The sequence below is a fragment of the Halobacillus litoralis genome (assembly GCF_020524085.2).
In the GTDB taxonomy this organism is placed as follows: domain Bacteria; phylum Bacillota; class Bacilli; order Bacillales; family Halobacillaceae; genus Halobacillus; species Halobacillus litoralis_E.
Genome location: NZ_CP129016.1, coordinates 875,169 through 896,250, shown reverse-complemented (window position 1 = coordinate 896,250; position 21,082 = coordinate 875,169). Strand labels below are relative to the sequence as shown.

Annotated in this window: 19 protein-coding genes, 2 tRNA genes, 1 pseudogene and 1 other annotated feature; of the genes and pseudogenes, 15 read left to right on the top strand and 7 right to left on the bottom strand. The window is 44.5% G+C overall.

Annotated elements, in window-relative coordinates:
- Positions 1–41: 41 nt before the first annotated feature.
- Both gyrA and LC065_RS04765 read left to right on the top strand, forming a co-directional pair.
- Complete coding sequence (gene gyrA, locus LC065_RS04770) at positions 42–2,597, top strand: DNA gyrase subunit A (RefSeq protein WP_226593507.1); 2,556 nt, start codon at positions 42–44, stop codon at positions 2,595–2,597.
- Positions 2,598–2,785: 188 nt separating this feature from the next.
- Complete coding sequence (locus LC065_RS04765; protein ID WP_226593509.1) at positions 2,786–3,880, top strand: HD-GYP domain-containing protein; 1,095 nt, start codon at positions 2,786–2,788, stop codon at positions 3,878–3,880.
- Between the two features lie 17 nt (positions 3,881–3,897).
- Here the strand turns inward: LC065_RS04765 and LC065_RS04760 are convergent, their stop codons facing one another.
- Positions 3,898–4,614 (bottom strand): YaaC family protein, encoded by a 717-nt coding sequence (locus tag LC065_RS04760; protein WP_306163778.1) that lies wholly within the window; start codon positions 4,612–4,614, stop codon positions 3,898–3,900.
- Positions 4,615–4,787: 173 nt separating this feature from the next.
- On the opposite strand from LC065_RS04760, the pseudogene guaB reads away from it, so the two are divergent.
- The 6 genes and pseudogenes from guaB (at position 4,788) to LC065_RS04730 (ending at position 11,236) form a co-directional block, all read left to right on the top strand.
- Positions 4,788–6,261 (top strand): annotated as a pseudogene (gene guaB / locus LC065_RS04755) (IMP dehydrogenase).
- Between the two features lie 104 nt (positions 6,262–6,365).
- Positions 6,366–7,697, top strand: coding sequence for a serine hydrolase (locus LC065_RS04750; protein ID WP_371933401.1), 1,332 nt, complete (start codon positions 6,366–6,368; stop codon positions 7,695–7,697).
- A gap of 119 nt (positions 7,698–7,816) precedes the next feature.
- Positions 7,817–8,701 (top strand): pyridoxal 5'-phosphate synthase lyase subunit PdxS, encoded by an 885-nt coding sequence (gene pdxS / locus LC065_RS04745; RefSeq protein ID WP_146814478.1) that lies wholly within the window; start codon positions 7,817–7,819, stop codon positions 8,699–8,701.
- A 17-nt stretch (positions 8,702–8,718) separates the two neighbouring features.
- Entirely contained in the window at positions 8,719–9,309 is a 591-nt protein-coding gene (gene pdxT / locus LC065_RS04740) for a pyridoxal 5'-phosphate synthase glutaminase subunit PdxT (RefSeq protein WP_226593516.1), read from the top strand.
- A 37-nt stretch (positions 9,310–9,346) separates the two neighbouring features.
- Positions 9,347–9,568: a binding site (T-box leader), on the top strand.
- A 66-nt stretch (positions 9,569–9,634) separates the two neighbouring features.
- Positions 9,635–10,909, top strand: coding sequence for a serine--tRNA ligase (serS, locus tag LC065_RS04735; protein ID WP_226593518.1), 1,275 nt, complete (start codon positions 9,635–9,637; stop codon positions 10,907–10,909).
- Positions 10,910–11,143: 234 nt separating this feature from the next.
- Positions 11,144–11,236: transfer RNA gene (locus LC065_RS04730), tRNA-Ser, on the top strand.
- Between the two features lie 222 nt (positions 11,237–11,458).
- On the opposite strand, the gene LC065_RS04725 is transcribed toward LC065_RS04730, so the two are convergent.
- On the bottom strand, positions 11,459–11,743 hold the full coding sequence (locus tag LC065_RS04725) for a winged helix-turn-helix transcriptional regulator (protein WP_306163777.1): 285 nt from the start codon (positions 11,741–11,743) through the stop codon (positions 11,459–11,461).
- A 278-nt stretch (positions 11,744–12,021) separates the two neighbouring features.
- On the opposite strand from LC065_RS04725, the gene LC065_RS04720 reads away from it, so the two are divergent.
- On the top strand, positions 12,022–13,230 hold the full coding sequence (locus LC065_RS04720; RefSeq protein ID WP_226593521.1) for an MFS transporter: 1,209 nt from the start codon (positions 12,022–12,024) through the stop codon (positions 13,228–13,230).
- Between the two features lie 77 nt (positions 13,231–13,307).
- Positions 13,308–13,763: an NUDIX hydrolase gene (locus LC065_RS04715; RefSeq protein ID WP_226593523.1), complete on the top strand. Its 456-nt coding sequence runs from the start codon at positions 13,308–13,310 to the stop codon at positions 13,761–13,763.
- Positions 13,764–13,798: 35 nt separating this feature from the next.
- On the opposite strand, the gene LC065_RS04710 is transcribed toward LC065_RS04715, so the two are convergent.
- Positions 13,799–14,482: a deoxynucleoside kinase gene (locus tag LC065_RS04710; protein WP_226593525.1), complete on the bottom strand. Its 684-nt coding sequence runs from the start codon at positions 14,480–14,482 to the stop codon at positions 13,799–13,801.
- Positions 14,479–15,120: a deoxynucleoside kinase gene (locus LC065_RS04705; RefSeq protein ID WP_226593527.1), complete on the bottom strand. Its 642-nt coding sequence runs from the start codon at positions 15,118–15,120 to the stop codon at positions 14,479–14,481. Before LC065_RS04705 ends, LC065_RS04710 begins: the two co-directional genes overlap by 4 nt.
- A gap of 196 nt (positions 15,121–15,316) precedes the next feature.
- On the opposite strand from LC065_RS04705, the gene LC065_RS04700 reads away from it, so the two are divergent.
- Positions 15,317–15,389: transfer RNA gene (locus tag LC065_RS04700), tRNA-Arg, on the top strand.
- Between the two features lie 30 nt (positions 15,390–15,419).
- On the opposite strand, the gene modB is transcribed toward LC065_RS04700, so the two are convergent.
- Together modB and modA are read right to left on the bottom strand one after the other, a co-directional pair.
- A complete protein-coding gene (modB, locus tag LC065_RS04695) occupies positions 15,420–16,094 on the bottom strand; it encodes a molybdate ABC transporter permease subunit (protein ID WP_226593529.1) in 675 nt (224 codons plus the stop codon).
- Positions 16,091–16,876, bottom strand: coding sequence for a molybdate ABC transporter substrate-binding protein (gene modA / locus LC065_RS04690; protein ID WP_226593531.1), 786 nt, complete (start codon positions 16,874–16,876; stop codon positions 16,091–16,093). The genes modB and modA overlap by 4 nt, the downstream gene beginning before the upstream one ends.
- Before the next feature lie 96 nt (positions 16,877–16,972).
- Here modA and LC065_RS04685 point away from each other — a divergent pair, with 96 nt between their 5' ends.
- From LC065_RS04685 to aldA, 4 genes are all read left to right on the top strand, one after another.
- Complete coding sequence (locus tag LC065_RS04685; RefSeq protein WP_226593533.1) at positions 16,973–17,629, top strand: M50 family metallopeptidase; 657 nt, start codon at positions 16,973–16,975, stop codon at positions 17,627–17,629.
- A gap of 105 nt (positions 17,630–17,734) precedes the next feature.
- Positions 17,735–17,845 (top strand): YjcZ family sporulation protein, encoded by a 111-nt coding sequence (locus LC065_RS04680; protein ID WP_089650761.1) that lies wholly within the window; start codon positions 17,735–17,737, stop codon positions 17,843–17,845.
- 109 nt (positions 17,846–17,954) lie between these two features.
- Positions 17,955–18,206: a hypothetical protein gene (locus tag LC065_RS04675; RefSeq protein ID WP_226593535.1), complete on the top strand. Its 252-nt coding sequence runs from the start codon at positions 17,955–17,957 to the stop codon at positions 18,204–18,206.
- 837 nt (positions 18,207–19,043) lie between these two features.
- Entirely contained in the window at positions 19,044–20,495 is a 1,452-nt protein-coding gene (aldA, locus tag LC065_RS04670; RefSeq protein ID WP_226593537.1) for an aldehyde dehydrogenase, read from the top strand.
- Between the two features lie 38 nt (positions 20,496–20,533).
- Here the strand turns inward: aldA and queF are convergent, their stop codons facing one another.
- Positions 20,534–21,028 (bottom strand): preQ(1) synthase, encoded by a 495-nt coding sequence (queF, locus tag LC065_RS04665; protein ID WP_226593539.1) that lies wholly within the window; start codon positions 21,026–21,028, stop codon positions 20,534–20,536.
- Positions 21,029–21,082: the final 54 nt, after the last annotated feature.

Genomic DNA, 21,082 nt, shown 5'->3' with positions numbered 1-21,082 from the left:
AACATATCCTTTCCCCTTTTAGGTAACTAGGAGGTAAAAGAATGGTGGATCAACCCGAACGTCCGCGCGTGCAGGAAGTCAACATCAGTCACGAAATGCGCACCTCATTCCTGGATTATGCGATGAGTGTCATCGTAGCCCGTGCCCTTCCAGATGTCAGAGACGGCCTGAAACCTGTACACAGAAGGATATTATATGCGATGCATGACCTTGGGATGCATGCGGACAAAGCTTACAAAAAGTCGGCACGTATCGTAGGGGAAGTCATTGGTAAGTACCACCCTCACGGGGACTCTGCTGTCTATGACACAATGGTGCGTATGGCCCAGGACTTCAACTACCGATACATGCTCGTCGATGGACACGGAAACTTCGGTTCGGTGGACGGAGATGCCGCAGCCGCCATGCGTTATACGGAAGCACGCATGTCCAAGATTTCCATGGAGATTCTGCGTGATATCAACAAAGATACCATCGATTACAACGATAACTACGATGGAACAGAGCGGGAGCCTGTAGTGCTTCCAGCCAAGTTCCCGAACTTGCTCGTCAATGGCGGTTCAGGAATTGCGGTTGGAATGGCGACGAACATCCCTCCTCATCAGCTGGGTGAGGTTATTGATGCGGTACTCGCTCTTAGTAAAGATCCGGAAATTACCATCCAGGAATTGATGGAAAACCATATCTATGGCCCGGACTTCCCGACAGCTGGTAAAATTCTCGGCTTAAGTGGCATTCGCAAAGCCTATGAAACAGGGAAAGGCTCGATCACGGTCCGTGCGGATGTAGAAATTGAAGAACAAGCCAACGGCAAAGCCCGTTTAATCGTGCACGAGCTTCCTTATCAGGTGAACAAAGCCCGGCTTGTTGAAAAAATTGCCGATCTTGCCCGCGATAAGAAAATCGACGGCATTACAGATCTTCGTGATGAGTCGGACCGTAATGGTATGCGTGTCGTTATTGAGTTACGCCGGGATGTTAATCCGAACGTGCTTCTCAACAACCTTTACAAAATGACGGCTCTGCAATCAACGTTCGGCATCAATATGCTCGCACTCGTCAACGGCCACCCGAAAGTGCTCAACTTGAAACAGTGCCTTGAGCATTATTTGGAACACCAGAAAGTCGTCATTCGCCGCCGTACGGAATATGAACTTAGAAAAGCAGAAGCGCGTGCTCATATTCTTGCTGGTCTGCGTATTGCCCTTGACCACTTGGATGAAGTGATTTCACTGATTCGTGAATCCCAAACGACTGAAATCGCACGTACCGGTTTGATGGAGCGCTTCGGTCTTTCTGAAAAGCAGGCCCAAGCAATTCTTGATATGCGTCTGCAGCGCCTGACCGGTTTAGAGCGTGAGAAAATCGAGGATGAATATCAGGAAGTCATGAAATTGATTCAAGAATTGAAAGCGATCCTTGCAGACGATGAAAAGGTTCTTGAAATCATTCGTGAAGAACTGCTTGATGTGAAGGAGCGCTACAATGATGAGCGCCGTACAGAAATCGTCCTTGGCGGAACAGACTTCATCGAGGATGAGGACTTGATCCCTGAAGAAACGGTCATCGTTACGGTCACTCACCAGGGCTATGTCAAACGTCTTCCTGCATCCACTTACCGTTCACAGCGCAGAGGTGGACGAGGAGTACAGGGGATGGGGACACACGAAGAAGATTTTGTGGAACACCTATTGTCCACGTCGACCCACAATACGCTGCTTTTCTTCTCAAACAAAGGGAAAGTATATAAAGCCAAAGGTTATGAAGTACCGGAATTCAGCCGAACGGCTAAAGGAATTCCGATCATCAACATGTTGAACGTGGAACGTGATGAGTGGATCAATGCTGTGATCTCCGTTCAAGATTTCGTAGATGACTGGTACCTTGTCTTTACAACGAAGAACGGAATCACGAAGCGGACAACGCTTTCCCAATTCGCGAATATTCGAAAAGGCGGTCTAATTGCTCTCGGATTGCGTGAAGATGATGAGCTGATTTCTGTCCGACTGACAGATGGAAAGAAAGATATCATGATTGGTACGCAGAACGGTTACTTAATCCGTTTCAATGAAGACCAAATTCGTGCGATGGGACGTACAGCTGCAGGTGTTAAAGGGATTTCCCTTCGTGAAGACGACAAAGTCGTATCCATGGAAATCCTCGACGACTCCCTGCAAGTGCTCACCGTTACGAGCAAAGGCTATGGAAAACGTACGCCAGCTGACGAGTACCGGATTACCAACCGTGGTGGTAAAGGAATCATTACGTGTAATCTCACAGATAAGAATGGTAAAGTAGTCGCTACGAAAGCCGTCAATGGCGAAGAGGATATTATGATCATCACTGCCAGCGGTGTCTTAATCCGAATGCCGATGGAAAGTATTTCTGAAACAGGACGGAACACACAGGGCGTACGCTTGATTCGTCTTGGTGACGGTGAAGAAGTCGCGACCGTCGCTCGTGTCGAGTCTGAAAAAGAGGAAGAAGAACTGGTGGAAGAAGCGCTTGAAAAAGAAGCAGAATCTCAAGATGAGGTTTCTGAAGAAAGGGCCGAAACCCCAGCTGAAACAACTGAAGAAGAGTCCGATGAATCATAAGTAGGCAAACTCTTATGATATCCACCGCCTGTCGATTTACTTCGGCAGGCGGCTTTTTTATATAAAAAGAGGAACGTTATCAAATAATTTTTCAATATTTTCTATTTATTTATATGGTTCATGGTAATATAGAACTATATTAAAGGAATTTTACTATAGAAGAAACTATAGAAAGGTGGTTCGTTTCCATGAGGATTGCTACATCACAATTGGAGCCGGGGTGTCTCTTGACGAAAGACGTCATGGGGCGGACGAATCGACCGATTGTCCCTAAGAATACGACCCTAAAGCCCGTCCATATTGATGTACTGAAGAAATTTAAGATTGATATCGTTGAAGTTTCCAATCGCCGGTCAGACGGATCGCTTTTCATTGCTTCTGAGAAGGCAGCCCAAGAAGATATACATCAGGATCTGCGCTCGGGCGAACCTGTCCTTCCTTTTTTCGAATCCTATTTAGCTGCCGTGCAGGAGTATAAAAAATGGTTCATTTCCTGGCAGGGGGGATCGCCTGTAAATATTAGCGCGATCCGTAAAGTGATGGTTCCTCTACTTGAGAGAGCTGTCGATTCTTCAGAGAGGGAAGTTTTCTCGCTCCATCATTATACCTCCAGTAAAGATTACATCTATCATCATAGTGTAGCGATGGGTCTGTTATCTAGTTATGTGGCATCAAAAATGGGATACAATTATGGTGAATGGATTCAAGTCGGATTAGCTGGCCTTCTTGCAGATAGTGGGATGGCGAAAATCAGTGAACGAATTACGTGGAAAGAAGCCCCTTTAACAGAGAGGGAATATGAGATGGTGAAAAAACACCCGACTTACAGTTATCGCAACGTAGAAAAAATCTCTTCCTTGAGCAATCACGCGAAGGTTGCTATTTTACAGCATCATGAACGTTTGGATGGAACAGGCTACCCTTTAGGAGTCAGTCAGAATAAAATCCATCCGTTCAGTCAGATTATTGCTGTCTGTGATATGTACCACGCCATGACGTCTGAGAGGATGTACCGAAGGAAACAGTCGCCTTATAAAGTGCTCGAGGAAATCCTCCAGGAGCAGTTCGGACGTTATGATCATAAAGTGATCAGTGCTTTAGTTAAAGAAATGACCAGTTACTCTACAGGAACTAAAATCCGGTTGTCTGATCATCGCGAAGCAGAAGTGATCTTTGTTGAAAAGACAACCCCGACAAGGCCGCTTGTGCGAACCATTGCAGACGGACAAATTCTCCCGTTGAAAGAACAACTGGACCTTCATATTGAAGAAGTATATGAATAAGTAGAGGCCGGTTTGTGTCATGAAATGGATGCAAACTGGTCTTTAAGCCATGAAGCGAAAATTTTCGGAATGCGATTCGAGGCTGAATTTAAAAAATGTACGATGAATACATAATCCTCCCGATCTTTCATCTGCTCCATCTCCCCCCACCAATCTCCTTCATAACGCACGAGCATACTCAAATTATAAAGCACAGCGAAATAAGCCAACAGCTCAGGCCATTCTTCTTCAATGGTGATAGGGCCAGGATTCTTCAGGTGGAACAGCTCTTCCATTCCATGAAGTGGCCGGAGCAATTCATCCATGGATATCTTTGTTTTTTCTGAGGAAAATTGAAACAAATGCTCAGCGGCGTGCGGAAATAATCCATGCGGTTGAATACGGATATCGTCCTCTAAAAAACGGTAATGCTGCTTTTTTCTTTTACGTGTCGAGAGCCCATGTGCAAGCACTTTTGCCGTTGCAGGGTAGCCAGGATCAACCGTCAACAGACAGCTTTTAATGAAATGGTTCATTCCATAATAAAAAAGAAGAGGCTTTACACTCAAAGGAGTATGTAAAGCGGTCGACCAATAATCCTGACCGAGGCTGAGTCCGTGAATGAACCGTTCTGCATTATTGTAAGCATGATGCTCGGCTCTTGAGTGGTTGATCTTTTCATAACAAGAAAACAAAAAGGGTCTTGTATGTGCGGTCACTTGAAGGTACGTGAGAATTGGATCTGTCGAGTGCAAAGAAAGTTCCTCCTTTCTAACATAAAAGGAATTCTCCCCCATTTTTTTATGGTTGAAAAAGCCCGACCATTGTCGTATTGTAAATAACAATAAGAGTTGGTGTTACGAGAATATACCACTTATTTTACCCACTTTCACCCAAACTATTTTAAGAAGAAAAGGAGAGGTCAAGCATGCGTGAAGACAAGTTTACAAAAGAAGGTTTAACGTTTGACGATGTACTACTTTTGCCTGCTAAGTCCGATGTTTTGCCGCGTGATGTTTCACTGGCAACAGAATTGTCCCCGACGCTACGTCTGAATATGCCGATCATTAGTGCTGGAATGGATACGGTGACGGAAGCGAAAATGGCGATTGGTATGGCACGTCAGGGAGGACTTGGCGTTATTCATAAGAATATGTCGATTGAAGAGCAAGCGGAACACGTCGATCGAGTGAAACGCTCCGAAAGCGGCGTCATTACGAACCCGTTCTTTTTGACTCCGGAACACCATAAGGGTATTTGATGCTGAACATTTAATGGGGAAATTCCGTATTTCCGGTGTGCCGATCGTCAATAGTGTAGAAGAACAGAAACTTGTCGGAATCATCACTAACCGTGACCTCCGTTTCATTGAAGATTATTCGATACAAATCAGTGACGTCATGACGCGTGAAAATCTTGTCACAGCACCTGTAGGAACCACATTGGATGAAGCAGAAAAAATCTTGCAGCAATATAAGATTGAAAAACTTCCGATGGTAGACAATAACGGGATTCTTAAAGGATTGATCACCATCAAGGATATTGAAAAAGTGATCGAATTCCCTTTATCAGCAAAAGATGAACAGGGTCGTCTCCTTTGTGCAGCAGCTGTCGGTGTCACAGCCGATGCGATGACGCGTATTGATAAACTAGTGGAAGCAGGTGTTGATGCTCTTGTTGTCGATACCGCACATGGTCACTCTCAGGGTGTGATCGATCAGGTGAAACGCATCCGTGACCGTCATCCAAAAGTGAATATTATTGCAGGAAACGTAGGTACAGCAGATGCAACACGCGAATTGATCGAAGCAGGAGCTGACGTTGTTAAAGTCGGAATCGGACCAGGTTCAATCTGCACGACCCGTGTCGTTGCTGGTGTCGGCGTTCCTCAAATCACTGCCGTCTATGACTGTGCGAGAGAAGCAGAGAAGTACAACAAGCCGGTCATTGCCGACGGAGGAATTAAATACTCCGGTGATATCGTGAAGGCCCTTGCCGCAGGTGGACATGCCGTCATGCTTGGAAGCTTATTAGCCGGGGTTTCTGAAAGTCCTGGAGAAACAGAAATCTTCCAAGGCCGCCGCTTTAAAGTCTACCGGGGGATGGGGTCTGTTGGTGCCATGGAATCCGGATCCAAAGATCGTTACTTCCAAAATGATCAAGAAGCGAAGAAACTTGTGCCGGAAGGGATTGAAGGCCGCATGCCATACAAAGGACCATTGGCAGACTCCATCCATCAGCTTCTCGGCGGTATCCGCTCGGGGATGGGGTACTGTGGCACACCAACCATCAGTGCTTTACGCACAGACGCTCAATTCACAAGAATTACAGGGGCTGGTTTAAGAGAGAGTCACCCCCATGATGTCCAAATTACAAAAGAAGCGCCAAACTACTCCGTTTGACCCGTATAAAAAGTGATAGACAGGGACTTTTCCCTGTCTATTTTTTTATATACGCATGTGATAAAATAACAAAGATGCATATTTTAAGGGTGGAGGTTGAGAAAGTGACACAAAGAATAAAAACATCTATGGCCTTGATGTTGGCATTGCTTATGGGGTTCTTTGCTGTGTCCATAAATCCTGGACATACATACGCAAGCGTAGATGTTGGCGCAGAATCGGCAATACTTGTGGACGCGGAAACAGGGAAGATTTTACTTGAAAAAGAGGCAGATTTGACATTACCTCCTGCCAGTATGACGAAGATGATGACCGAATATCTTGTCATGGAAGCAATTGAGGAAGGTCAAATCAGCTGGGATACGACAACACAAATTAGTCAATACGCTTATGATATATCGGCAAATCCTGAGTTTTCAGGAGTTGGCCTGAAGTTGAACGAACAATATACTGTACGGGAGCTATATGAGGCGATGGCGATCAACTCGGATAATGCGACAACCATCGCTCTTACTGAATTGATTGCTGGCAGTGAAGGTGAATTTGTTCAAATGATGAACGAAAAAGCAGCAGAAATGGGGCTGCCTGACTATGATTTCGTGAATGCAACAGGACTGAATAATTCTCACTTGGGAGACAATTATCCTGAAGGCACAGACCCTGAAGCAACGAACATGCTTTCAGCGAAGTCTGCCGCACTGCTTGCATACCACTTAACAAATGATTATCCGGAAGCGCTTGAAATTTCAAGCAAACCGACACTTGAATTTGCCGGTCAAACCGTGACGAACTGGAACTGGATGCTTCCGGGTATGCCTGGGCAGAACTTGAAGCAGTTCGAGTACGAAGGTATGGACGGATTGAAAACAGGTTACACAGAACTCGCTCAGAACACGTTTACAGGAACGGCCAAGCGAGACGGACAACGTTTTATCTCTGTCGTTATGAAATCTGAAACCAGAGCATCCCGTTTCAATCAAACGAGACAACTGCTGGACTACGGATTCAATCAATTCTCCCGTCAGGAACTTTTTGCAGCAGGAGCCACTCCTGAAGAAGAGTCAACGCTTCCTGTTGCAAAAGGAAAAGAAGACCAGGTTGCGATTGAAACAAGTGCCGCTCTAAGCACACTTGTGAAAAGTGGAGAAGAAGATCAATATGAGATTCAATTCAATATCTCTGAGGACCAGCTGGATGATGAAGGCAATCTTGTTGCTCCTGTAGAAAAAGGACAAAAAGTAGGAACAGCAAAGCTTATTTATAACGGAGAAGAGAACTACGGAAATATTCTTTCTGAAGGTGGACAAACCGTTGATATCGTCACTTCTTCCAATGTAGAAAAAGCAAACTGGTTTATGCTGACTCTCGGTGCGATCGGTGAATTTTTCAGTGATATCTTCACTGGCGCAGTCGATATGGTCAAAGGCTGGTTTTAGGTGAAAAAATCCCTATTTAACCAGTGGGATTTAATATAGGATTGCGTTACAATAGAGAATAAGAATCTATGATTCAAAATGAAATGCTTAAACTATAGAGCTGTTAGGGAGGAATCAACATGGCACAAACAGGTACGGATCGCGTAAAACGCGGCATGGCAGAAATGCAAAAAGGTGGCGTCATCATGGACGTCGTAAACGCAGAACAAGCAAAAATCGCTGAAGAAGCAGGCGCAGTAGCCGTAATGGCTCTTGAACGAGTTCCAGCAGACATCCGCGCAGCGGGCGGGGTCGCTCGTATGGCAGACCCTACGATCGTTGAAGAAGTGATGAATGCTGTTTCAATTCCAGTTATGGCAAAAGCTCGTATTGGGCATATTACAGAAGCACGCGTCCTTGAAGCCATGGGCGTAGACTATATCGATGAGAGTGAAGTTCTTACTCCAGCTGATGAAATTTATCACATCAAAAAAGATGACTATACGGTACCATTCGTATGTGGCTGCCGTAACCTTGGTGAAGCGACTCGCCGAATCCGTGAAGGTGCATCCATGCTTCGTACGAAGGGTGAACCAGGAACAGGAAACATTGTAGAGGCTGTCAGCCATATGCGTCAGGTTCAGTCTCAGATCCGTCATCTGCGTGGACTTTCAGAAGATGAAGTGATGGTCTATGCAAAAGAAAACGGTGCTCCATTCGATCTACTGATGGAGATCCGTGAAGAAGGACGTCTCCCTGTCGTGAACTTTGCTGCGGGCGGTATCGCAACTCCTGCGGATGCTTCCTTGATGATGCAGCTTGGAGCAGACGGCGTGTTTGTTGGGTCTGGTATTTTCAAATCCAACAACCCTGAAAAGTTCGCACGTGCAATCGTTGAAGCAACGACTCATTATGACGATTACAAGTTGATTGGTGAATTGTCTAAAGGTCTTGGAACAGCCATGAAGGGTATGGAAATGTCCACCCTTACTCCTGAACAGCGCATGCAAGATCGCAGCCAGTAAGCAAAGGAGAATGCAGCATGACTACTATCGGTGTATTAGGCCTGCAAGGCGCATTCCGTGAGCATGTTCGTTCTGTCGAAGCGACAGGTGCTGACGCCGTCGTCGTCAAAAGAACAGAACAGCTGAAAGAGATTGATGGCTTGATTATCCCTGGCGGTGAAAGTACGACCATCCGCAGACTGATTGATAAGTACGAGTTTCTAGAGCCGATCCGTGAATTTGGAAAAAGCGGCAACCCGATTTTCGGTACGTGTGCCGGGCTCATCCTACTCGCTTCAGAAATCGATGGTTCTTATGACGTTCACCTTGGGGTCATGGATATTAAAGTCCGGCGAAACGCTTTCGGGCGTCAACGTGAAAGTTTTGAAGCCGATCTTGATATTGAAGGTGTAGCAGAAGGGTTTAATGCCGTATTTATCCGTGCTCCTTACATTGAAGGAGTTGGAGAAAATACAAAAGTGCTGGCTCGTTATGACGGTCATATCGTAGCCGCTCAGGAAGGTCACTATTTAGCTTGTTCTTTCCATCCAGAGTTGACGGATGACCACCGTTTGACGGAACATTTTGTAAAAATGGTAGAAGAAGCTAAAAAAACACTTGCATTATAATTCTGAATCCGCTAATCTTATGTAACACAAACCATAAATGAACGCGATGACAGGAAATAGTAACATGTCCCTTCTTCTCAAAGAGAGTCAGTGGCTGGTGTGAACTGACGGAGAAGCCATGTGAATCCATCCTCGAGTGTCTGACTGAAAGAAGTAGGTCAGACCGGTACTCACCGTTATGAGTGAAGCCGGAAGGTCACATAGACCTTCAACTTGGGTGGTATCGCGGGAAGCATAAACCAAAGCTCTCGTCCCTTATTAGGGACGGGAGCTTTTTGTTTGGCTTCCAATCCATTGAACTGATCATATAAAGGAGGAAGTAAACATGTTGGACATGAAATACTTACGCCAGAACTTTGAAGAAGTTAAAGGAAAACTGCAAAATCGTGGAGAAGACCTCTCTGACCTGGATGCCTTTGGTGATTTAGATAGCAAACGCCGTGAGCTGATTCAGGAAACAGAAGAATTGAAAGCAAAGCGCAATGAAGTATCCAAGGAAATTTCCCAGCTGAAAAAAGCGAAGGAAGACGCCGATGATAAGATTAAGGAAATGCGCGAAGTCGGCGATCGTATCAAGACCCTTGATACAGAGTTGAAAGAAGTGGAAGAGAAACTTGAAACGCTTCTCTTATCTATCCCGAATATCCCTCACGAAAGCGTCCCCGTCGGAGGGGATGAAGAAGACAACATCGAAGCACGAAAAGCAGGAGAGATTCCGACATTTGATTTTGAAGCTAAGCCTCACTGGGATGTAGCGACTGATTTAGGCATCCTTGATTTCGAAAGAGCATCCAAGGTAACGGGAAGTCGTTTCGTATTCTATAAAGGACTTGGGGCTCGTTTAGAGCGTGCGTTACTCAATTTCATGATGGATCTGCATGCAGATGAACACGGCTATCAGGAAATGCTGCCACCACAAATGGTCAACCGCACAGCGATGACAGGTACAGGTCAATTACCGAAATTCGAAGAAGATGCGTTTAAAATTGAAGACTGGGATTATTTCCTCGTACCAACAGCTGAGGTTCCAGTCACAAACTTCCATAGAGAAGAAATTTTATCTGTTGAAGACCTTCCACAAAAATTCGTAGCCTTCAGCACAAATTTCCGTTCTGAAGCAGGGTCTGCCGGTCGCGATACAAGAGGGTTGATCCGTCAGCACCAATTCAATAAAGTCGAGCTTGTCCAGCTGGCAAAGCCGGAAGAATCTTATGATGTTCTGGAAGAATTGACAGGACATGCAGAAAAAGTCCTTCAACTGTTGAAGCTTCCTTATCGTGTGATGAGCATGTGCACGGGAGATCTAGGATTCACAGCAGCTAAGAAATACGACATTGAAGTATGGATCCCGAGCCAGGAGACTTATCGTGAGATCAGCTCTTGCTCTAACTTCGAAGATTTTCAGGCCCGCCGTGCAGGCATTCGCTTCCGTAGAGAAGAAAAAGGAAAGCCTGAATTTGTACACACGTTGAATGGTTCTGGTCTAGCCATCGGTCGTACCGTTGCAGCCATCCTTGAAAATTACCAGCAGGAAGACGGAACGGTCATCGTACCAGAGGTCTTACGTCCATACATGGGTGGGAAAGAAATCATCAAGTAACACATAAAAAAGGAAACGCGCCTGAATCCTATGAATGGTTTCAGGCGTTTTTTCTTGGTTTCGTTTTTAGAGACAGCCATTGCGAATCGTCCTTGACTCTGTAGAAGGGAATTTGTATAATAACGAGGTGATATTTTTTCGTGATTGTTCGACAACAACTTCTTTTAAAAAAGTTTAAAGGATTTTGTTGACGGATTCGGACAACCATGATATTATATTCATTGTCGGTCACACGGAGGAGTACCCAAGTCCGGCTGAAGGGAGCGGTCTTGAAAACCGCCAGGGGGTTTACGCCCCGCGGGGGTTCGAATCCCTCCTCCTCCGCCATATTATTATCAACAATAGCGCATAAATATTGGAGATTTATAGAACAGAAATCGTTACTTCGAGTAACGATTTTTTATTTTGTTTCATTTGATTAAAAATGTGAATGGAAAAAGGGAAAAGCCCTCACCGGGGACGGATCGGTGAGGGCTTTTTTTATATTTTTCAGGAATCTAATAGAACCTCTTCTTTATTGGGATAGGTCTTTTTAATATGCTGCTCTCCTCAGGCGCACAGCATGTCTAATGCTCCTTTTAATGTCCATCCGTATTCCGTCAGTTCATACTCCACTTTAGGTGGTACTTGGTTATAAACGATTCGCGTGATGACTCCATCCGTTTCTAATTCTCTCAGCTGCTGGGTCAACATTTTCTGCGTAATACCCGGCATTAACCGTTTCAGCTCACTTGTCCGTCGTTTACTTTCTATTAAGTGACACAGAATAACGACCTTCCACTTGCCTCCAATCACCTCAAGAGCGGCTTCAACCGGTATATTATATTTTGCCATGAGATTTACCTCCTTTAGAGACCCTATGTTTCTTTTTAGCATGTATATCCGTTGATTCACTATACACGAAAGGAACATATGTTAAAAAGATTTTGCACGAACAGTCTCAGAATCCCCTGTTTTATACAATTGTTACTTCCAGGTGCCTATAGCACATAGAAGTACGTACTTCTCAAGTGTGTGGTCAGCCCTCATAATAAGGTTTGTCATCCAGAGGCGCCCTGGATTCATTCCTTTCAGTTTTAATTCTTATATATATTTTTGTAAGGAGGAAAATGATGAGTTCACACGCAGAGAAAATTCAAGAAAATTCTCTTGATCATAAATCAAAAAGTTTTCCATTTGCTTTATTAGCCCTTGCCATTAGTGCGTTTGGGATAGGAACGACAGAATTCGTACCCGTAGGTTTGTTATCAACGATGGCTGATGATCTTTCTATATCGATTACTCTTGCGGGTTTATTGATATCCGGTTATGCTGTCGGTGTCGCTGTGGGAGCTCCTGTTTTGACAGCTCTCACAAATAAAATGAGCCGGAAAAGTTTATTGCTGGCTCTCATGGTTGTGTTTATTCTTGGTAATTTAGTGGCTTCGGTTTCGACAAGTTTTACCTTGCTGTTAATTGCAAGGATCATCACTGCTTTTTCTCACGGAATATTCTTTTCGATCGGTTCGACCATTGCTGCAAGTTTAGTCCCTGAGCATAAGCGGGCGAGTGCCATTGCCTTTATGTTTACCGGATTGACGGTTGCGACAGTGACGGGCGTGCCTTTAGGAACATTCATTGGCCAAACCTTTGGTTGGAGGGCCACATTTGCCGGTGTAGCACTGCTTGGTGTGATTGGTATCATCGCTAGTGCTCTGCTTGTCCCGAAAAACCTGGAAGAAGCACCTCCAGCAAGTTTTCGTGACCAGTTAAAAATTTTAACGGAAAAAAGAATTCTGCTATCCTTCGCTATTACAGGATTAGGATATGGCGGAACGTTTGTGGCATTCACATACCTTGCTCCTTTACTAGAAGAAGTGACAGGTTTCGATCCGAAGTTTGTCAGCGTGATCCTGCTCATTTATGGAGTTGCGGTGGCAATCGGAAATACGATTGGCGGGAAAGTTTCCAATAAGAAGCCGATCAAAGCATTGTTTTGGATGTTTGTGTTGCAGGCGATCGTCTTGCTCCTTTTGGCTTTCGTCATTCCATTTAAAGTGTTCAGTTTGGTCGTATTGTTTTTCATGGGATTGTTTGCTTTCATGAACGTGCCTGCTTTGCAGATTTTGGTCGTTCAATTAGCTGAGAAATATGTTCCATCTGCGGTTAATGTAGCATCAGCTTTGAATATTGCCGCTTTCAATGTCGGTATTGCTATCGGCTCCTCTGTTGGTGGTGTCATCGTTGATACGATTGGTCTTGTTCATACACCATGGATTGGTGCAGTAATGGTAGGTGGCGCTGTCATCTTAACAAAACTGCTGAATAGGATGGAACGATAATCTACGAGAAGGACTCCTTTTTTCAAAGGGGTCCTTTTCTCTTGTTATAATATAAGGGTGTAGAGAGGAGGGATCATATGGGTTATGTCGAGGACTTACGTGCAATCATTGGTCATCGGCCGATTATATTAGTTGGATCTGTTGTGATGATCCTTGATGGAGAAGGTCGTTTATTGTTGCAAGAACGAACGTCCCCTGAAGGTGTATGGGGATTGCCGGGAGGTTTGATGGAGCTTGGGGAAAGCACTGAACAAGTCGCGAAACGTGAAGCCTTCGAAGAGACGGGTTTGGAAGTCGATGACCTGCAATTATTGAATGTGTACTCTGGGGAGGATCAGTTCAGTCGAGCTCCTAATGGAGATGAGTTTTACGTTGTGACAACGGCTTATTTCACTCACCATTATAGTGGGGACTATGCTTTGGATCCGGAAGAAACCGTGCAGGTGAAGTTTTTCGATCTTCATGGCTTGCCTGAGATAATGATTGGCAGTCACCGGATGATGATTGAAGATTATAGACAAAAAAACTCCTGACGTCGGATGAACGTTCAGGAGTTTCTTCTTTATAGTTACGTCAATAAATGACTGGAGCGCCATTTACGTGATTGTTGGATGAAGTGACCGATTTTTTCAAGCACGGGTTCGATGCTTGTTTTGTCATTCAATACGTCATAGTCGGCAATATTGAGACGCAGGACAGGGCAGGAATTGAAATTATCAATCCAATTGTCATAACGCGTGAACATCTCTTCCCAATATTCAATCGGAGTTTCTTGTTCCATTGGACGTCCCCGTTCTTTGATACGGGAAACGATATCATCAAACGAACCTTCTAGATAAATTAAAAGATCGGGATGAGGGAAATATGGTGTCATCACCATCGCATCAAACAGGTTCCGGTACGTTTCATAATCGGTTGCGGACATCGTCCCTTTTTCGTAGTGCATCTTTGCAAAAATGCCGGTATCTTCATAAATGGAACGGTCCTGGATGAACCCGCCGCCATATTCAAAGATTTTCTTTTGTTCTTTGAAGCGTTCCGCCAAGAAGTAAATCTGTAAATGGAAGCTCCAGCGTTCAAAATCCTGATAGAATTTGTCGAGATAAGGATTGGTGTCGACTTTCTCAAAAGAGGTACGAAAGTTGAGGGCATCAGCGAGAGCATTGGTCATCGTTGACTTGCCGACACCGACCGTACCTGCAATCGTTATGACGCTGTCATGTGGAATTCCATAGCGTTCACGTGCATTCATTTGATAACTTCTCCTTTATTTAAATGCTGCTTTACTTGATCAACAATATAATTTAAATCGTCTTGATGTTTTACGAAGTCTATATGATCCCCGTTTAAACGGATCACAGGAATCTCTGGGTGAGTGGCTTCAAAATGTCTCATGAAGTCTTCGTAGTCTTGAGAGAGTTGTTCAAGATAAGAGGGTTGAATATTTGCCTCTACATCACGGTTACGCATGCGGATGCGTTCGAGCAGTGTATCTAAACTCGCATGTAAATAGACGACCATATTCGGTTTAGGCATATCGTGTGTTAATATATCAAAAATCTGCGCATACTTGTCAAATTGATCTTCTCTCAACGTGCGTCGTGCGAAAATCATATTCTTCGATATATGGTAATCGGCGACCACAGGCTTCCCCGACTGCAAATATTTGCGATCGATGTCTTCGAGCTGCTTGAAACGATTGCACAAGAAGAACATCTCTGTTTGGAAGCTCCATTCTTCAATATTGTCGTAAAACTTGCCTAAAAACGGGTTCTCCTCAACGATTTCCTTCAGCAAATGAAAATCAAACTGGGAGGCGAGCTTTTTAGACAGAGACGTTTTCCCAACCCCAATGGGCCCTTCAACGGATATGAAAGGTAAATCTCCCATCTCTTTTCCTCCTTCAAACTCAATTCAAAAAAACGTGAGTGCTCTTCACTCACTTACAAAATACGATACTTTTAGACAGACAAATAACATTTTATCACATACATACGTTGGAAGTAACATCCGAGCGATATTTTTAAGGTGCATTTGCTTTTCAATCTTTGGTTTGTTTTGTATAATATTACTCGTACGTTCATACGCCCCCGTAGCTCAGGGGATAGAGCATCGGTTTCCTAAACCGTGTGCCGCAGGTTCGAATCCTGCCGGGGGCGCTGGCTGAAGCTTTTGAAGCTTCAGCTTTTTTATAATTTCCTTACAAAATTGATTTTCCTCTGACTCCACGTGTTAAGCCATAATACCGCACTGAACCCAAGACAGAGAATCACAATCACCCACATGAGGGCTTCCTCCATTCGACCTGATTCGACAGCAAAATAGATGGCGAGTGGAATCGTGTCTGTTTCACCAGGGATGTAGCCCGCAATCATCAATGTAGCCCCGAATTCACCAAGGGAACGAGCGAAAGTCATGACTAACCCGGCGAGTAATCCAGGCCAAGCTAACGGAAGCGATATGGTGAAGAACACCTTTACTTTCGAAGCTCCCATTGTCAAAGCGGCATTCTCCAGGTTTTGGTCATAATTTTGAAAAGCAGCCGATGCACTCTGGTACATAAGAGGGAATGAGACGACTGCAGACGCAATGACTGCCCCGGTCCACGAAAAAATCACCTGCAAACCGAACCAGTCCATGAGCCATTGTCCGATCCACCCGTTTTTGCCAAATAAATAAAGCAAACCAAATCCAATTACTGTCGGGGGAAGGACGAGAGGGAGCAAAAGGATCGATTCTAGAATACTTTTCCCGGGAAATAATTTTCTGGAAATGATTCGTGCGCTAATGATTCCGATAATAAATACGATGAAAGTAGCGATTCCCGCTACCTTCAGAGACAGAAAGAGAGGTTCGAAGTTCATTGTTCTATCTTTCCACCTCTCATAGGATTGAATCCATAAGCTTTGAAAATTTCTGTCGCCCGGTCACTGGTTAAAAAGGTGAGAAATTGCTGTCCTTGTTCCTTAGTCCGGCTTTTTGAAATAACGATTCCCGGATATATGATCGAATCGTGGAGGGTAGGGGCTACTTGTGTAAGAGAGGTCACCTGATCGGAAATCATGGCATCGCTGGCATAGACAAAACCATAGTCCACCTGACCGGATTCGACATAAGCAAGGACTTGTCTTACATCGCTTCCAAATACCACCTTGTCCTTCAATCTCCCCCAAAGTTGAATCCTTTCCAACGCTTGTTTCGTATAAGTACCAGCAGGCACACTATCTGGATTACCGACGGCCAACTGTTCGTTTTCTTTAAGTCTTAGTTCCTGAATGGTATTCAAACGATTCTTGGAATCGTCACTAATCAGGACGATTCGGTTGGTAGCAAACTCTATGTAGGTATCCTTTTCCACAAGGTTTTGCTTCTTGAGCAGTTCGATCCAGCGAAGATCGGCAGACAAGAATGCGTCTACAGGAGCACCTTGTTCAATCTGTCTTGCCAATTTACCTGAACCTCCGTATATCGTTTCAATTTCTATTTCGTATTGTTCCTCAAAAAGAGGAGTCAGCTTTTCCATCACATCTTTCAAACTTGCAGCCGCCGCAATTCTTACGGTCGTCTCACTTGAATCCGATGAAGAAGCACAGCTGCATAAAAATAGTAAAATCATTGAACACGAGATCCATGTTAACTTTCGCATGTTTATTCTCCTTTGTTACCATTGGTTCTATTCTTAAGATACGTTATATGTAGGAAGAAAGCGATAAAAAGGTCACGAAGAAAGGAGTACTCTTATATGAAATTACAGGTTCTTTCAGCTCTTATCCTTGCTTTCCTGCTCACACAACTCCCGGTTGTAGGAAAATATTTCGCTATATTAAATACAATGATCCATGAGAGTGGTCATTCCTTGATGGCGCTGATTACAGGGGGAGAAGTAAGAAGAATTTCCCTGCTTCCCAATACATCCGGTTTTGCTTTGACCGGACATACTTCATGGATCGGGCAAGTGTTAACAAGCATGGCCGGCTATGTATTTGCTTCTTTCTTCGCATTTGTCTTCTTTTTCCTCATCAGCCGTGGGCAGTATAAATGGATGATTTATATTTTAATAGCGTTCCTTGCCATCAATCTTCTTTTCTGGGTGAGGAATGTGTATGGTCTATTTTGGATCCTCACCTTTGGGGCAGGGTTTATATGGCTGTTAAGAACCGGCCATGATCAGGTGGTCCAATACGTCTTATTGTTTCTCGCTTCGCTCGTCCTAGTTGAGTCTGTGACCAGTGCTTTTGAGGTGATGTGGATCAGCTTTATATCTCCAGGACAAGCCGGGGACGCAGCAAACTTGGCAAAAGCGACAAAATTCATTCCCGCCCCTTTCTGGGGATTGGCCTTTTTCGTTCAAGCCTTATACTTTGCCCTGCTTTCCATTAAGCGTGTCTTTCCTTTCTGAAGTTGTGAATGAAAAGAAGAAAAAAGATTAAATTCCGCACATGCCCTGCCTTCTTCAGCCCTCCTGAATAAGGTAGTAAAGTAAGTAAGAGAGGGGGGGAATAGAATGAGCGGAGGATACGGTGGCGGTTTCGCGCTATTGGTTGTTTTGTTCATCCTTTTGATCATCATCGGTGCATCTTATATGGGTGGCCGTGGTTACGGTTATGGATACTAATAAATAAACAAAGCGGGAATCTTTTCCCGCTGTTACATAAAATTAAACGTTTCTTGAAGTTTGGAAAAGGGTATTAGGGGACTAGAATAATTGGACGGAGGAGTCGTTTATGGATTTAAAAGAACACTTAGTAGCACATGGGTATGATCATATTGATATTCTTCTAATTGATGAAGAGGGCGACCAAACTACAGTTGCCGACATTTCTCTCCCAAAGGTGACGGATTTAGAGTACAAGCTTTATCTTAAACCTGAAACAATCTCTTATCATTTTAAGGAAGAGGATCCTTATTTTGAGGCTGAGCAGCAGTCAGAGTCCAGCGATGGCAAGAAAATTAAAGGTTTCATCCTCGAATGGTAAAGTCCTGTCCCCACAGGGCTTTTTTTTATGCCCAAAATAACACTTAATAATTGCAGATAAGCTCCCTATTCTTGAAGACTCAGATTCGAGACGATTGTGTGGTTCTGGGGGCTGCGGGGAATAGCTCGCTTTCCGCGGGGCCCCACACGAAGTGGGGTCGTTCGATGTTGGCACAGGACGTGCCGAACTTAATTGAACTTCCCCTATTCTTTTAAGCCTCCTCGGACTTCGTCCTCTGGGGTCTCACCCGGCACTTTTTTCCTCTACGATATCCGGTTCCGGCGTCAAGCGGCTAGTGAGATTTCCTCGCTTCTGTACGATAAGTCAACATCGAATCACTCCGTTCTTCGTGTTTCCTTTATCTCCGCCAGCTCAGTCCAGTCTATACGCCGCTAATCAAGGCGCCTGCACACTTAAGATAGGAGTCTCGCCATTCCCCTCCGCCCACTTTTCGTAAGACATTCTCGAAACTACCTTCCAGTAATAAGAGCTTTTGTAGTTAAGAATCCTATACCGAGGCAGATTAAGCAGGATTTCACAACACAACTAGGCAGGTTACTATAAGAGGGATTTTGAGAACCTCATTTGGTAAAGGGGCGGAGGGAAACGGTGAGACTCCTGTGGGAAGTGCGTGGTAGATGAGACCCCGCAGAGCGTTAGCTCGAGGAGGCTCATCACTCGCCCACGGAAAGCGAACCTTTTCCCGGAGCCCCTAAACCCCAACGAAAATATCGAAATCAAGTCTTACACAATCCTGCCATATTGTTGAACACTGGTTTGTTTATTCTGAAGCACAAGGGGAATGAAAATGGTAAATCCCAACAGGAGGTCATTTTCATGCAGCAACATAAACTTTATATTAACGGAGAATATACGGAATCAAATGGGTCTGAATGGATTGATATCTTAAATCCGGCGACCGAAGAGGTCATTTCTCAAATACCTAAAGGCACAGAAGAAGATGTGAATCGAGCAGTGAAAGCAGCATTTGAAGCTCAAAAAGGCTGGGAGCTTACGCCCAATATTGAACGTGGAAAAATCGTAAGGGAACTCGGAGATCGTATAGAAGAAAACCGAGCCACTTTTATTGATCTACTACAAGAAGAGCAAGGGAAAGATTATGAGCTTGCCAGTGGAGAAGTAGACCTTGCCATCGATTATTTCCGATACATGTCCGAGTGGGCACGTAGAATCGAAGGCGAAATTGTACCAAGTGATCGTAAGAATGAGAACATCTTCATTTATAAAAAGCCGATCGGTGTAGTAGCTGGAATCGTACCTTGGAATTTCCCTGTGTTCATTTTGGCCCGTAAAGTAGCAACGGCACTTGTAACAGGAAATACATTAGTATTAAAACCAAGTCAGCAGACACCCAATACAGCGATGGAATTTACAAAGATCGTTGACTCGATGGACGAAATTCCAAAAGGTGTTTATAACGTGGTGACAGGTACAGGTTCAGAAATCGGGAACACACTTGCCTCTCATCCAAACGTGCACATGATATCTATGACGGGGAGTGTGCCAGCAGGTACGAAGGTAATGGAAGCGGCGGCACAGAATATTACGAAAGTGAATTTGGAGCTTGGAGGTAAAGCACCTGCGATCGTCACGGCTAATGCGGACCTGGATGTTGCTGCTGAAAGCATTACGACATCCCGTCTTGCTAATAATGGACAGGCGTGTACAAACGCTGAGCGTGTCTATGTTCATGAAAGTGTGGCGGATGAGCTTATCGCTAAGTTACGTCATAAATTTGAATCGATGACCATGGGCGATCCTCGAGAAAATAAGGAAGCGAATGTCGGTCCTCTTGTAAGTAAAGATCGGCTTGAAGAAGTGGAGGGCATGGTAAAAGAAGCGGTCGATGCAGGGGCGAAAGTTGAAATTGGAGGAGAACGTGGGGACTTAGACAAAGGTTATTTTTATAAGCCGACGATCCTTACAAATGTAAACCATGATATGCAGATTATGCAGGAAGAGATCTTCGGGCCTGTCATCCCTGTGACGACATTCAGGACATTGGATGAAGCGATTGAAAAAGGTAATGATACAGATTTTGGATTATCTTCCTCTGTTTATACCGAAGACATGAATGAAGCCATGCGTGTCGTGAATGAACTGAAGTTCGGTGAAACATTCGTCAATCGTGAAAACTTCGAAGCTGTCCAGGGCTACCACGCAGGTATGAGGAAATCAGGACTAGGTGGAGCAGATGGTAAACACGGAATGGAAGATTTCCTTGTTACTCAAGTCGTTTACATGCAGTATAAAGATGATAAAAAATAAACAGCAAAAGAGCTGCGACCCTTGTCGCAGCTCTTTTTTTATCGGTTATCGATTTTTTCAGGGTAAAGGTCGTGATTCATCAAGCGATGGTCCGCCATTTGCTCAAATTTCGTGCCAGGTTTTCCATAATTGCAGAATGGATCAATGGAAATCCCGCCACGCGGGGTGAATTTACCCCAGACTTCAATATAACGAGGGTCCATTAAGTCAATTAGGTCATTCATGATTGTATTCACACTATCTTCATGGAAGTCTCCGTGATTCCGGAAGCTGAAAAGGTAGAGTTTGAGTGACTTACTTTCCACCATTTTCACATCTGGAATGTAGCTGATATAGATGGTTGCAAAATCGGGTTGGCGTGTCTTCGGGCAAAGGGTGGTAAATTCCGGACAGTTGAATTTTACAAAATAGTCACGGTTCGGATGTTGGTTATCAAACGTTTCAAGGACATCCGGGTCATACTCGAAAGAATAGGAATTTCCTTGGTTACCAAGGAGTGATAAATCAAGGTCTTGGTCGTTGCGTCCTGGCATGAGGCATGCTCCTTTGTGAATGTATTTTCAATAAAAAAGCCGCAGCGGCTAAGG